This window comes from Rhodohalobacter barkolensis (genome assembly GCF_002834295.1).
Lineage (GTDB): Bacteria > Bacteroidota > Rhodothermia > Balneolales > Balneolaceae > Rhodohalobacter > Rhodohalobacter barkolensis.
Genome location: NZ_PISP01000001.1, coordinates 607,083 through 619,404 on the forward strand (window position 1 = coordinate 607,083; position 12,322 = coordinate 619,404).

13 protein-coding genes are annotated in these 12,322 nt (G+C 41.3%); 10 read left to right on the plus strand and 3 right to left on the minus strand.

What is annotated here, in order from left to right; genetic code table 11:
* The first annotated feature begins 97 nt into the window (after window positions 1-97).
* Complete coding sequence (locus tag CWD77_RS02400; protein ID WP_101071632.1) at window positions 98-565, plus strand: DUF4112 domain-containing protein; 468 nt, start codon at window positions 98-100, stop codon at window positions 563-565.
* 214 nt (window positions 566-779) lie between these two features.
* The gene (locus tag CWD77_RS02405) at window positions 780-1,220 is read left to right on the plus strand and encodes a YtxH domain-containing protein (protein WP_165779058.1); all 441 of its coding nucleotides are present in this window, start codon (window positions 780-782) and stop codon (window positions 1,218-1,220) included.
* 88 nt (window positions 1,221-1,308) lie between these two features.
* Here the strand turns inward: CWD77_RS02405 and CWD77_RS02410 are convergent, their stop codons facing one another.
* Complete coding sequence (locus CWD77_RS02410; RefSeq protein ID WP_101071633.1) at window positions 1,309-1,869, minus strand: helix-turn-helix domain-containing protein; 561 nt, start codon at window positions 1,867-1,869, stop codon at window positions 1,309-1,311.
* Window positions 1,870-2,916: 1,047 nt separating this feature from the next.
* Between CWD77_RS02410 and CWD77_RS02415 the strand changes: the two genes are divergently transcribed.
* A complete protein-coding gene (locus tag CWD77_RS02415; RefSeq protein WP_101071634.1) occupies window positions 2,917-3,213 on the plus strand; it encodes a cupin domain-containing protein in 297 nt (98 codons plus the stop codon).
* Between the two features lie 96 nt (window positions 3,214-3,309).
* Here the strand turns inward: CWD77_RS02415 and CWD77_RS02420 are convergent, their stop codons facing one another.
* Window positions 3,310-3,915, minus strand: a complete 606-nt coding sequence (locus CWD77_RS02420) for a porin family protein (RefSeq protein ID WP_101071635.1) — start codon at window positions 3,913-3,915, stop codon at window positions 3,310-3,312.
* A 217-nt stretch (window positions 3,916-4,132) separates the two neighbouring features.
* Here CWD77_RS02420 and CWD77_RS02425 point away from each other — a divergent pair, with 217 nt between their 5' ends.
* Together CWD77_RS02425 and CWD77_RS02430 are read left to right on the plus strand one after the other, a co-directional pair.
* Window positions 4,133-4,714 carry a sugar O-acetyltransferase gene (locus CWD77_RS02425; RefSeq protein ID WP_240596607.1) on the plus strand — a complete coding sequence of 194 codons (582 nt, stop codon included), beginning with the start codon at window positions 4,133-4,135 and terminating at the stop codon, window positions 4,712-4,714.
* Between the two features lie 191 nt (window positions 4,715-4,905).
* A complete protein-coding gene (locus tag CWD77_RS02430) occupies window positions 4,906-5,367 on the plus strand; it encodes a hypothetical protein (RefSeq protein ID WP_240596609.1) in 462 nt (153 codons plus the stop codon).
* 77 nt (window positions 5,368-5,444) lie between these two features.
* Here CWD77_RS02430 and nei read toward each other — a convergent pair whose 3' ends face one another.
* Window positions 5,445-6,263: an endonuclease VIII gene (gene nei, locus CWD77_RS02435; RefSeq protein WP_101071637.1), complete on the minus strand. Its 819-nt coding sequence runs from the start codon at window positions 6,261-6,263 to the stop codon at window positions 5,445-5,447.
* A 795-nt stretch (window positions 6,264-7,058) separates the two neighbouring features.
* On the opposite strand from nei, the gene CWD77_RS02440 reads away from it, so the two are divergent.
* The 5 genes from CWD77_RS02440 (at window position 7,059) to ispG (ending at window position 11,862) form a co-directional block, all read left to right on the plus strand.
* Complete coding sequence (locus tag CWD77_RS02440; protein WP_101071638.1) at window positions 7,059-8,558, plus strand: phytoene desaturase family protein; 1,500 nt, start codon at window positions 7,059-7,061, stop codon at window positions 8,556-8,558.
* Window positions 8,555-9,181: a rhomboid family intramembrane serine protease gene (locus tag CWD77_RS02445; protein WP_101071639.1), complete on the plus strand. Its 627-nt coding sequence runs from the start codon at window positions 8,555-8,557 to the stop codon at window positions 9,179-9,181. The genes CWD77_RS02440 and CWD77_RS02445 overlap by 4 nt, the downstream gene beginning before the upstream one ends.
* Before the next feature lie 12 nt (window positions 9,182-9,193).
* On the plus strand, window positions 9,194-10,084 hold the full coding sequence (locus tag CWD77_RS02450) for a rhomboid family intramembrane serine protease (protein WP_101071640.1): 891 nt from the start codon (window positions 9,194-9,196) through the stop codon (window positions 10,082-10,084).
* 94 nt (window positions 10,085-10,178) lie between these two features.
* Window positions 10,179-10,556, plus strand: a complete 378-nt coding sequence (locus CWD77_RS02455) for a four helix bundle protein (RefSeq protein WP_101071641.1) — start codon at window positions 10,179-10,181, stop codon at window positions 10,554-10,556.
* A gap of 85 nt (window positions 10,557-10,641) precedes the next feature.
* Window positions 10,642-11,862 carry a flavodoxin-dependent (E)-4-hydroxy-3-methylbut-2-enyl-diphosphate synthase gene (gene ispG / locus CWD77_RS02460; RefSeq protein ID WP_101071642.1) on the plus strand — a complete coding sequence of 407 codons (1,221 nt, stop codon included), beginning with the start codon at window positions 10,642-10,644 and terminating at the stop codon, window positions 11,860-11,862.
* Window positions 11,863-12,322 lie beyond the last annotated feature (460 nt).

A 12,322-nucleotide genomic window follows, 5' to 3' on the forward strand; every position in this document is an offset into this window, starting at 1 on the left:
TTGTTGACGTATATTCTTTCGTCTAAGAGAATATATACGGGGCTCGTTATGTTTACATGAAAAGCATGGTAACGGTTTAACACTTAAAAGTTCTTTTTTGAAAACAAACCCATCCACACATCAAAAATCCAGGAAATTTGCGGAACTGTTAGATAGCTGGTTTACAATACCGGGTACAAATATAAAAGTTGGATTGGATCCAATTCTGGGCCTGGTTACCGGTCTTGGGGATCTGGCAGGGGCCTCTCTTTCAGTCTACTTTATGTTTTATGCTACAAAACTGGGAGCAAAAACGTCCGTTCTTCTGAGAATGTTTATGAATATCCTGGCCGATTTGATCATTGGAATGATTCCTGTTTTGGGTGATCTCTTTGATGTGGCCTGGAAAGCAAATCTCCGGAACGCCAAACTCCTCGAAAAGCAGGAAGCGGAGCCTGATAAACTTGGAAATGAAAGTACCGTTATGATGTGGGTTCTCTTTATCGCACTTGTTCTGATATTGATTGGGATCGTAATAGCCATAGTTTGGGCGGTAGCTGAGGCTTGGAATCTTCTCTTCCGATAAACCTTCTTTTTTAAGTAAATGTAAGTTGACAAAATTGCAATGTTAACACTTACATTAACGTTATATAAGACCTTAGATTGATCATATAATTAATTAAAAATCCATGTTGAAAAATAAGAGCTAATGAAGAGGGATACAGAAAGTTAATTATGAAACTTTGATTCAAAATTTAAATTAGAAACACTAAACCTTAAATAAATCACTAATTATGACAATGTTCGACAAGAAGAGAGTTCAAGATATTATTCGTCAGTTCGACACAAAACAGCACAGAAAAAGTAATTCAATGGAAATTGATAAAGTTGTTCTGATTGCTATTTCAAGTGTTTTAGGAGGAGCCCTTTTGGGGATACTGTTTGCTCCGGAAAAGGGAAAAAAAACCAGAAAGACTTTGGCCAGGAAAAGAGATGAATATCTTAATGAGATCAGAAAGAACAGTGAAGATCTGAGCCAGCAGCTGAAAAACTATACCGATACAGTGCTTGATAAATCCAAGGCGACAGCCCAAAATTTAAAGCAAGATGTAGAGGATTATGCCGAATGGACCTTTCAGGAACTGTATGATCAGGCAAAAGAGCTTAAGATTAAAGGATATTCCCAAATGAATAAATCTGAGTTAATCCAGGCTTTGGAAGATCTTAAAGTTGAAAAATAAGCTTAAGATATTTTTGCAAAAAGGGGCTCTCCGTAAAGAGTCTATAAAAGATCAAAGAAGGGAAGGTGTTTGAAGATTTAATGGATTTTTAAAAATCTTCCAGATTTTTTTGACGCACTTCTTTCAGTTCTTTAAAGTAGGTAGGAGTTAATCCCGTAACTTTTTTGAACTGGTTCGAGAGATGAGCTACACTGCTGTAATGCAGTCTATGTGCGATTTCGGTAAGGGTAAGCTCATCATAGATCAGAAGCTCTTTCACTTTTTCAATCTTATGCAGGATAATGTATTGCTGAATGGTAATTCCCTTCACTTCCGAAAATGTATTGGAGAGATAAGTATAATCGTAATTCAGTTTTTCACTGATGTAGTCCGAATCGTTCACTTTTGGTACTTCATCGGAGTAGTGTATCATTTCAATAATCACGGCCTTGATCTTCTCAACCAGGATGTTCTTTTTATCGTCCAGAAGTTCAAGACCTGATTTCTTCAGGTTTTTAGAAAATTCTTCCAGCTGATCTTTAGTAATCTCTTCCTTGATGTCTACAAAGCCAAGTTCTACTGATGAACAGGTCAATCCAAGTTTTTCAAGCTCGCTCTTGACCACCATCTTGCAGCGTAAACTAACCATATATTTAATATACAGTTTCATATTAGGCTATAAGCTTTAAATAAATTCTTAGTAATAAGATGATATTAATCATAATTCAATGAGCTGAAGCTACTTAGCTTATCTATTGTGTGAAATTTAGTCAGTATCCTTAAAATCTGATTCCCGTTGTATTAAACAAAATATTTCGAAGTATCTGTTAGCTCATTATACTTTAGACTGGATCAAAAGCCTAAAATTTATTTGTCTAAGAAAGCTGATGCTTTTTTTCCTTTGTTTAAAACCAAAAAGGTTGGCTGGAAGACTTTCTCTTTTCCCTTCAGCATGTCACACAACTATTATATTTAATGTTATGTTAAAGGGTAAATACTAATTTTATGTAATAGTTAATCGTGTGCATCTGTAATCAATGCTTGAATCAGTATCAATGTGGTATGAATACAAACTATTATTAGGATCCATTTATACTATTAATGATTGTATTAATTGTTTTATTCAGATCCCCATCATTTGAGAGACAAATTCTGAAGTTGACTTTCAATCTTATCATTCTTAATAAATTAAACAATATAAAGTCGCTTCTCTTATCTATTTAATTTTAAGCGTTACATATATCACGGTTATTTCTGTCGTTTGTTAGGATCAATATATTTGTTTGATCTGAAACGTCTACCGGGTTATTCTTGATCTTATTTAGTAAATCTAACGACTCTATTTAGAAACTGTTCCTGAATTTAAAATTTATGCTTCCGGTAATTCCTTAAATATTGCTTTTCTTACTTTTAAATAAAGATATTTTCAGGTAATATTAAATAATCAGTCTATCGGAAAACTATATATATTATAGGTTTTTGAGGATTGTAGATTTATTCCCTGCAATTAAAAAGAGGAAAAAATGTCATTTGAGATAGGAGTTATCATTACGGGTACGGTACTCATCCTTATAGCATAGGTTGGCAGCATCTCTGCAAAAAACTGCGGAGGTGTTTTAAAATATCTCAGATAGACATCGTCTGCATTCACAAAATTCGCTAATAATCTTAAACAGTACTTGGTTCCCAATATTGATCCTAAATAAAATTCATCATTATGACAGTAAAAGAGATAAAAAAGCAACTCGAATCGTCAAAAAATCCGGTGGCAAAGGCATTTCATATCGGTGACCATTTCAAAGTTCTTCTCTTTGGATTCAAGAAGGGAATGAAGCTGGAAGATCATAAAGCTCATCATCCTACAAAGCTTTTAGTTATTGAAGGTGATGTGATCTATCACCAGAATAAAAAAGATATCCGGCTTAAGCAGCACGATGAGGTTGATATTCCGGCTGAAGTTGCTCACTCCGTTGGAGCACTTGAAGACAGCATGATTCTTTTGACCCAGGGTTGATTTCTGTCTACGACGTTATAAGTTGTCCATTCAAATAGCCGTGAAACTCCAAATCGCTGAAGTAGTTCGGTAAAATAGAGTGAATGCCTTTAAACATTACCTTTTGGAGCCTTTCTTAAAATCAAACAGATAAAAGACACTTATCTGAAGACCGCGATTACTGGATCTGTATGTATCATCCGTAGAAATTCTGATCAATCCGAGGTTATACCGGATGTCAATCCCCAAACCATTGGGCATCAGTGGATAACTTAAACCTGCACTTAAGCTTAAATCTACTTTTCTGAACCTGTTTGCAATATCATGTGTAGCTCCGTCATAATCTGCCCACGCGTTCATTAGAAAACCCAGCTGCGGACCCGCTTGTACCCGTATGTTGTTATCAAACAGGTATTGAAAAAGGATTGGCACATTAATTTGATCCAGTCTTACTACAGCGTCTGAACTTTTGAGGTATACTCCCTGTGGAGAGTAATTTAACTCGGTTTGAAGCGTAAGCGGCCTGATGCGAACAGGATAGAATCGGCCAATAAAGCCGTACTGAAGAGTCGTACGGCTACCGGTATCAGCTTCGCCCTCAAAATTAAGGGAGTAGATATTAAATCCACCTTTAAACCCAATTTCAGTCTGTTGTGAAAATGCTTTATCGGACCCCGCAACTATTAAAAATGCGGATATAATTACTAACCAAAAATACTTCATTTAAAGCCTCTCTTAAGTGTTTCATATGTAGCCTTTGTTAAAGAAAATGTTCCGGCAGAATAGCATATTGAAACTATCTTGTTTCAAAATGAACCTGACCTTTCGAAGTGATTTAAGTAGACCTTATGTTTACGAGTAGTAAAGCATCAATTTATAATCTTAAGAATTATCGAGATCTTCTTATCTACGGTGTAACCCGATTTCTTAAAATTCTGATATGAGTTCAACAAAGGACAATATATCCATGCGAGAGCATATGCTGGCCGGCAAGCCTTATAAAGCAAAGGATGCAGAGCTTGACCGGATGCATGCAAAAGCCCTGAAGGTAATGCACACGTTTAACAATTCCGGCCCTGAAGAGCGTAATAAGCGAATGTCTCTGCTGAATGAACTATTCGGGGCTCTTGGGGCAAACTCTGAAGTGAATCCGCCCTTTTACTGCGATTACGGAGTTCACATTTATGCTGGGGAGAAATTCTTTGCAAACTACGACTGTGTCATTCTCGACTGTAACGAAGTTCGAATTGGAGACAGGGTACTTCTGGGTCCAAAGGTTCAGATTTATACGGCAACTCATCCTTTACATCCGGCCGAGAGAAGAGAAGAGTGGGAGTTGGCGCATCCCGTTACAATCGAAGATGATGTTTGGATTGGAGGCGGTGCGATTATCTGTCCGGGTGTTCATATAGGTGCCGGCACAACTATCGGTGCCGGGAGTATTGTGACTCGAGACATACCCGCGAATGTTCTTGCTGCGGGAAATCCGTGTCGGGTGATTCGTAAATTGAATACGGATTAAACGGGACCTTTCAATGCTGTTTATTTAAACTTGAGATGCAAAATATTTAAGAAGTCGGGACATTTTCGTCAACTATAGATTAGCATTCATTACAATAGCTGATTTCAAGCTTATGGGATGATCAAATGAAACATTTTTCCCCCTCACGAATAAGTACTCCATTATATCGAACCTTAATATCATTCATCTCTATGAAACGTCTATCCGTTCTGATTTTATCCATTGCATTTCTTTTTTCACTAAATAATAAGGCAATTGCTCAAAACACCGAGTTGGGAGTGATTATTGGTGAACCGACCGGAGTGAGTGCGAAATTCTGGACATCGGGCAGATCAGCAGTGGACCTGGGAGTCGCGTGGTCTTTGGGCGGGTCGGGTACAATTCATGATCCTTCAGGTAACATGCATATTCATTCAAACTATCTATGGCATTTCTGGACAGATTCGGGCGTAGCGTTTTATGCGGGTCTCGGTGGACGGCTTCTGTTTGATAACGATACCGAGTTTGCCGCACGAATCCCGATTGGGATGCAGTTTAACATAGCTCGTCGTCTTGGGATTTTCTTTGAACTGGCACCGACGCTGCCCATCATGCCGGAAACCGAATCCGACTTTGATATCAACGGTGGGGCGGGAATACGATTCAGGTTTTAAATCCAGTTTCAGCTTTAAACCCGGAATTATAAAGCCATACAGCATTTCCGATGTATTCCGTGCTTCTGTGGCTCATCTCACAGGTTTTGACATGACTCACAAATGTATATCCTACGACCGGACATCCGTGTTTTGAGAATATTTTCCCCGCATACGTGACACGGTTTGTCCTCTCTGCCAAACAGATAGTGGCGATAATCTTTCCGCTTTTTTCCCTCAGATTTCAATCTGACAGCTAAACCCTCTGGGGTCGTAAGTCCGCCGGTTTGATAGGAGCGGCCGGTAATAGTTAAGGCCGACTTTGAGAAACGTTCAACTGCTTCATGCGAAAGATCCATGGGACGCATTTTTGGATGAATTTGCGCATCAAATAAAATTTCAGTCCTCAGGTAGTTGCCAACGCCGCTCAGAAATCCCTGGTCAAGCAGGAGGGAGGCGAATGATTTTCTACGGAACTGATCGTCTATGGTCCGCTCCGAAATGGTTTCGGGACTTACACCTTTCAGAAGGTCGGGGCCCAGTCTATTTAAATATGGATGTTCGTGCAGAGAAACGGAATCCATTACATCAATCTCACTTGCACTGTAGAGAAGGGCTGATTTTTGATGAGTCCGGATCTCCAAACGCAGCTCTCGGTTAGTAGTCGGATATTCTCCCGCCGATTTGATGAACCACTTTCCATAAAGCTGATTGTGAGAGTAGATGTGATAGTCATCTTCAAATGAGATTACCAGGCCTTTGCCGTAGGCCTCTACGTTTTCAACCTTCTTGTCGGTCAAGTCACTTTCAAATGGTTTCAGGTGGTCGTGATAGAAATAGAGATAGATTGGGGCTTGATCTCCGATAGCGTTTCGGATCTTATCGGCCTCGCGATGAACTTCAGGTCCTTCAGGCATTTTACGAATTGATTTAGAATTGCTTGTTTGAGTGGAATTAAACGATAATTAGAAATGGATCATTCTGATAGCCACAGAAGCACGGAATACGATGAATTTACTTTTCGCGGTGATAAATCCCGCGCTCGTTTGTAAAACCCATGAATGGCTTCTATTGTAAATAGACCTGTCAGCGTTCAATGAACCTGACAGCGTCCAATATTCTCACAGAGTGATGTCTTTTATTGCTTCCGTAACAAGTTAAAGTTTAGTTTCAACTCCGGAGGGGTATTCTGTTTATAGCATTTAATACGAAATATTGTAAAAGCTCCATAGGAGCTTCCTGTTACGGTGAACGAAATGATAAACTCCAAACTAAAAGAACACTCCCACGGAGTGATAACCTTCTTTCATCCGTCCACCTATAAACAGAATATTCCTACGGAATGTGGTGAATTCATAAGAGTTTGCCACCAAGGCACAATGACACGAAGCATAACGAAGAGATGAAGTATAAAAATGCCCGATAAGGGGCTTCATATGCGAGCCTGCCTGCGCTGAAGCTTTGGAAGACAGGCCGGTCATTCATGGCCGGTAAAGAGTTGTAGAAAACGGAATGTTTTCTTAATTCTAAAAGCCACAGAAGCACGGAATTCATTGAAGCTTCCGTGCGGTTCTGTGTTTCCGTGGCAATAGAATTTACTTCTTTTATTGAGGCCGTATTACAAATCATATTACCGACATTCACATTTATACCAGCTTTACAAATTCTAAACAAATCGGAACCTCTGAAGTAAGTTTTGTTGTTCTGCGGATATGAATCATACAGACGAAATTTACGATTTTATTGTGATCGGCTCGGGGATGGGAGGATTAACGTCAGCGTCCCTTTTAGCAAAAGATGGACATTCGGTTCTTGTACTGGAAGCCGCACTTGCCATTGGCGGATGCAGCTCATCCTATTATAGGAAAGGATTTATCTTTGAGTCAGGTGCAACCACACTGATCGGATTTGACAAGCATCAGCCACTAAAAAAGCTGGAAGAAACGCTCGGTATTTCTATTCCAAAAGTGAAGCTCAACCCATCGATGAAGGTTCATCTGGATGGAAAGGAGATCACCCGGTACGAGGATCGAGAGAAGTGGATCATGGAAGCTGTTCGGCATTTTGGGGAACAGAAAGCACAGGAAACATTTTGGCGTAAGGCATTCCGAGTAGCTGATGTGGTATGGAGAGTATCAGAAAAGAATACCGCATTTCCTCCGCAATCGGCAAAAGACTGGCTCAGTCTGCTTAAAAATGACCCACGTGATGTTTGGGTATTGCCTTATGCGATCAAATCGGTAAAAGAGTTTGCCAGAAATTGTAATATCACAAACCCGGAGTTTTTCAGGTTTATGGACGAACAGCTGCTGATTTCGGCTCAGTCCAAGTCGGATGACACACCGTTTCTTTTTGGAGCACCGGCCATCACCTATACAAACTGCTCCAACTACTCCGTACCCGGCGGACTGAAAAAAATGGCGGAAACGATACGGGATTTTATCACAGAGAATGGTGGTAAAATTCAAACCAAAGAGAAGGTGTTATCTCTTGAGAAGAAGAACGGAACTTTTAAAGTGACAACGTCCAAAAATCGATCATACCATGCCAAACAGGTTATCTCGAATATTCCGGTTTGGAATATGGAGGATATTACATCAGGTGAGATGGTAGATTATTTCAAAAAAGAGTCCGCGAAATACAGTGAGGCCTGGGGAGCGTTTACGATGGGTGTTGTTACCGATGATGTCTACCCCGATGAGATGCCGCTTCACCATCAGGTGCATATCAAAAAACCAATACCGGGGATTCACTCTGATTCAATATTTGTCTCGTTTTCCCATGCGGATGATGAGGAGCGAGCTGAAAAAGGATCTCGTGTTCTCAATATTTCAACTCATACAGAGACCGACTACTGGTTTGCGCTCAATGGGCATTACGATACTGAAAAGGAGAGGGTTCATCAGCAGATCATTGATGTTCTCAAAGAACAGCTTCCGCATTTTGGTGAGGCAGAAATCAAGCTTGCATTTTCGTCAACTCCGGTGAGCTGGGAGAATTGGGTGTATCGAAAAAAAGGACGCGTAGGAGGCATTCCTCAGAGTATGGGCCGTTCATTGCTCGATTGGACACCCAATACACCACCCTTCGAAGGCCTCTATCTCTGCGGTGATACGGTGTTTCCGGGACAGGGAATTCCGGGCGTAACTTTAAGCGGATTTCACGTATATTATAGGGTTCAAGAACAACTCAAAAAACAATCGTTTCATTGAATTACGACAGGAATAACTATTCACCCAACACACAATTTTCAATATTTCCACCTGCAGTAAAACATCTCATTATTGTAAACCTGCTGGTATTTGTGGCGCTCATGAATCCCATGCTCCAACAGTATCTGATGGTCTTTGGTGCCCTGTGGCCGGTTGATTCCGGAAATTTTGCTCCCTGGCAGCTGATATCCTATATGTTTATCCACGCCAGTTTTGGACACATCTTCTTTAACCTATTTGCTCTGTGGATTTTTGGTCAGGGCATTGAAAATTTCTGGGGAACCAAACGCTTTGCAATCTACTACTTTTTAACCGGTATCGGTGCGGCACTCATACACATGTGGATTGGCGGAACCGGAGCACCTACGGTTGGAGCATCAGGTGCGGTTTATGGAATTCTATTGGCTTTTGGTATGATGTTCCCGGATCGATATATCATGCTTTTAATTCCTCCTATACCGATTAAGGCAAAATACTTTGTAGCCATTTTTGGTGTTATTGAATTGATGTCCGGCATTATGAGAACCGACAGCGGAATAGCACACTTTGCTCACCTGGGCGGAATGGTTGTGGGTTATATTTTGATCCGTTACTGGGGCTTGAAAGGCGAACGACGAGCTTAATCAGATCGAAGAATGAATATGTATCAGCAAGACTCATTTTGGAACTCTTTTAAACGCGGCTTCCTGCGAATGCCAACGGTGATTCGAACGCTCATCGCTGTCAATGTGATCGTGTTCATATTTCAGGCTTTTTTTGGCGGTATTCAGATTGGGAATCAGTCGCTGAACCGTATTATCGTAAACTGGTTTGGGTTTGATCCCGATTTAGGAACCGCCATTACCCAACCGTGGCGTTTTGTGACCTACATGTTTCTGCACGGCGGCGGATTTCACCTGCTATTTAACATGCTCTGGCTTTGGTGGATGGGAAGAGCTGTGGAAGAGGGACTGGGCCCTCGTACATTTTCCGTGATCTTTTTCGGAGCCGGCATCGGTGGAGCTGTTTTCCATATCGCCCTCTCATTTCTTTATGGGACCAACATGGTGATTGGGGCGTCAGGCGCTGTTTTTGGTGTGATGGTGGCATTCGCTTACATGTATCCAACCATGCCGATTATGCTCTTTTTACTGCCTCCGATTCAGGCTAGGTATGTTGTTGCCGGCTTGATTGTGTTTGACGTACTCTTCATAGGAGCAGGAGATAATGTAGCACGGCTGGTGCACCTTGGGGGTGCCGGTATTGGATACCTTCTGGTAAGAGCTCATTACAATGGAACTGATCTGTCTAAGTTTGTAAGACCCATTGAAAGGATTTGGAATCCGGAGCTGTCAGGATCTTCTTCCAAAAAGAAAAAGCGGAAGAAAAAGAATAAGGATATGTATTCGGTGAGTGATGTAGAGATCCTGGATGAGGAGGAAATATCAGATTTGGATGAAATTCTTGAAAAGATCTCCAAACACGGTTACGACGGCCTGACTTCGGAAGAGAAAAAGAGACTTTTCGATTTGAGTAAGAGAAACTGACTTTTAGTTGGCAGTAGGTAGTTAGCAATTGGCAATAGACTGTTTTTGATGATATTTGATATCTTGGTTTAAATTTTTAATAAATCAATGGATTATGGGGGATTTTAAGGATCTGAAGGTTTATCAAAAATCATATAATCTTGCGATGGAAATTTTTTTTATTTCAAAATCATTTCCATCTGAAGAAAAGTATGCGCTTACCAGTCAGATTAGAAGGTCATCACGGTCCGTATCAAGATCAATTGCCGAGGGTTATCGGAAGAGAAGATATCCCAATCATTTCATCAGTAAAATGAGTGATGCGGATATGGAAAACTCCGAGACTCAGGTTTCATTGGATTTCGCTTGTAGTTGCGGATACATCACCGAAGGTGAAAACCGCAAGTTACAGTCTATCTCTGAAGAAGTTGGAAAAATGCTTTATCACATGATGACGTATCCTGAAAAGTATCAAGCCCGAGGAACGAATTAATGATGTTTGTTGGTAATATTGCAAATTGCCAACAGCAAACTGCCAACAATTGTATAGCAAAGAATTTAATTTAAAATAGCAGATCATGCAGAACCCAATAAAGCGCAGAAAATCCATCACCGTAAACGTTGGAGATATCCCTGTGGGTGGTGGAAATCCCATCGTCGTTCAGTCGATGACCAATACGGATACGGCTGATATAGACGAGACGGTTGATCAAATTGATCACCTGCATCAGGCCGGATCGGAACTGGTTCGGATTACGGTCAATAATGATGCTGCGGCGAAGGCGGTACCACATATCAAAGAAAAACTACTGAACAGGGGAGTGACGGTCCCGATTATCGGAGACTTTCACTACAACGGTCATAAACTGCTGCCCGGCTATCCTGAAATGGCAAAAGCTCTGGCTAAATTCAGAATCAATCCGGGAAATACCGGAACCAAAACCCGGGATAAAAATTTCTGCACTATTGTAGAGCAGGCAATCAAATATGATAAGCCGGTACGAATTGGAGTAAACTGGGGTTCGCTGGATCAACAGCTGCTGGCTCAGTATATGGACGAAAATAACAGCAGAAATAAGCCGAAGTCTTCCAAAGAAGTGATGCTCGATACAATGGTGGAGAGTGCGAGGAGATCAACCGCTCTGGCTGAGGACGTAGGTTTGCCATCCAATAAAATTATCGTCAGCTGTAAAATGAGTGGCGTTCAGGATTTGATTAATGTTTACAGGAGAATTGCCAAAGATTTAAAGTATCCGCTCCATCTAGGGTTGACCGAAGCCGGGATGGGCATGAAGGGAACCGTTGCCAGTTCAGTGGCTTTGGGTGTTTTATTGCAGGATGGAATTGGAGACACAATTCGCGTATCTCTCACACCCATGCCGGGTGCCGATAGGGCCGAAGAGGTGCGAATTAGTCAACAGATATTACAGTCACTTGGCATTAGAAGCTTTATTCCCCAGGTAACGTCCTGTCCGGGTTGCGGCCGTACCAAAAGTACCTATTTCCAGGAGCTGGCTGATGAAATTCAAAATTATGTGGTAGAGTCGATGCCGGTTTGGCGTGAGGTTTATCCCGGGGTAGAAGAGATGGATGTTGCCGTAATGGGTTGTGTCGTCAATGGACCCGGTGAGTCACGCCATGCCAATATTGGAATTTCATTGCCTGGCACATTTGAAGAGCCCAAGGCTCCGGTCTATGTTGATGGAGAACATTTCACAACATTGAAGGGAGATGGAATCGGTGCAGAGTTCAGGAAGATTCTGGACGACTACGTTGTAAAGAATTACGGTAGAGAGTAAGTGTTTTTTTGCTGAGCACGGGAGATTCTTCGTTCCACTCAGAATGACGAGTATGGTCATCCTGAACGGCAGTGAAGGATCTCACACAATGGGGCTTTAACCTGGGAGATTCTTCGTTCCACTCAGAATGACGAGTATGGTCATCCTGAACGGCAGTGAAGGATCTCACACAATGGGGCTTTAACCTGGGAGATTCTTCGTTGCACTCAGAATGACGAGTATGGTCATCCTGAACGGTAGTGAAGGATCTCTACGCTTTGGGCTTTAACCTGAGAGATTCTTCGTTCCACTCAGAATGACGACAATGTCATCCTGAACGGCAGTGAAGGATCTTTTCACTATGAAGCTGAAACCCGGAAGATTCTTCTCCCGAATTCTCAGGATCAGAATGACGCAGTGGTTTTTACCCCCATCATCTATCTGATTTAAATTGCAACAAACCCTCCTAAAGTTGTTGAAT

Bases quoted from the DNA above. Each gene is read 5' to 3' on its own strand.
- CWD77_RS02440 (WP_101071638.1), top strand. From the start codon at position 7,059: ATGAATCATACAGACGAAATTTACGATTTTATTGTGATCGGCTCGGGG.
- CWD77_RS02405 (WP_165779058.1), top strand. From the start codon at position 780: ATGTTCGACAAGAAGAGAGTTCAAGATATTATTCGTCAGTTCGACACA.
- CWD77_RS02420 (WP_101071635.1), bottom strand. From the start codon at position 3,915: ATGAAGTATTTTTGGTTAGTAATTATATCCGCATTTTTAATAGTTGCG.
- CWD77_RS02450 (WP_101071640.1), top strand. From the start codon at position 9,194: ATGAATATGTATCAGCAAGACTCATTTTGGAACTCTTTTAAACGCGGC.
- ispG (WP_101071642.1), top strand. From the start codon at position 10,642: ATGCAGAACCCAATAAAGCGCAGAAAATCCATCACCGTAAACGTTGGA.
- CWD77_RS02455 (WP_101071641.1), top strand. From the start codon at position 10,179: ATGGGGGATTTTAAGGATCTGAAGGTTTATCAAAAATCATATAATCTT.
- CWD77_RS02410 (WP_101071633.1), bottom strand. From the start codon at position 1,869: ATGAAACTGTATATTAAATATATGGTTAGTTTACGCTGCAAGATGGTG.
- CWD77_RS02415 (WP_101071634.1), top strand. From the start codon at position 2,917: ATGACAGTAAAAGAGATAAAAAAGCAACTCGAATCGTCAAAAAATCCG.
- CWD77_RS02430 (WP_240596609.1), top strand. From the start codon at position 4,906: ATGAAACGTCTATCCGTTCTGATTTTATCCATTGCATTTCTTTTTTCA.
- nei (WP_101071637.1), bottom strand. From the start codon at position 6,263: ATGCCTGAAGGACCTGAAGTTCATCGCGAGGCCGATAAGATCCGAAAC.
- CWD77_RS02425 (WP_240596607.1), top strand. From the start codon at position 4,133: ATGAGTTCAACAAAGGACAATATATCCATGCGAGAGCATATGCTGGCC.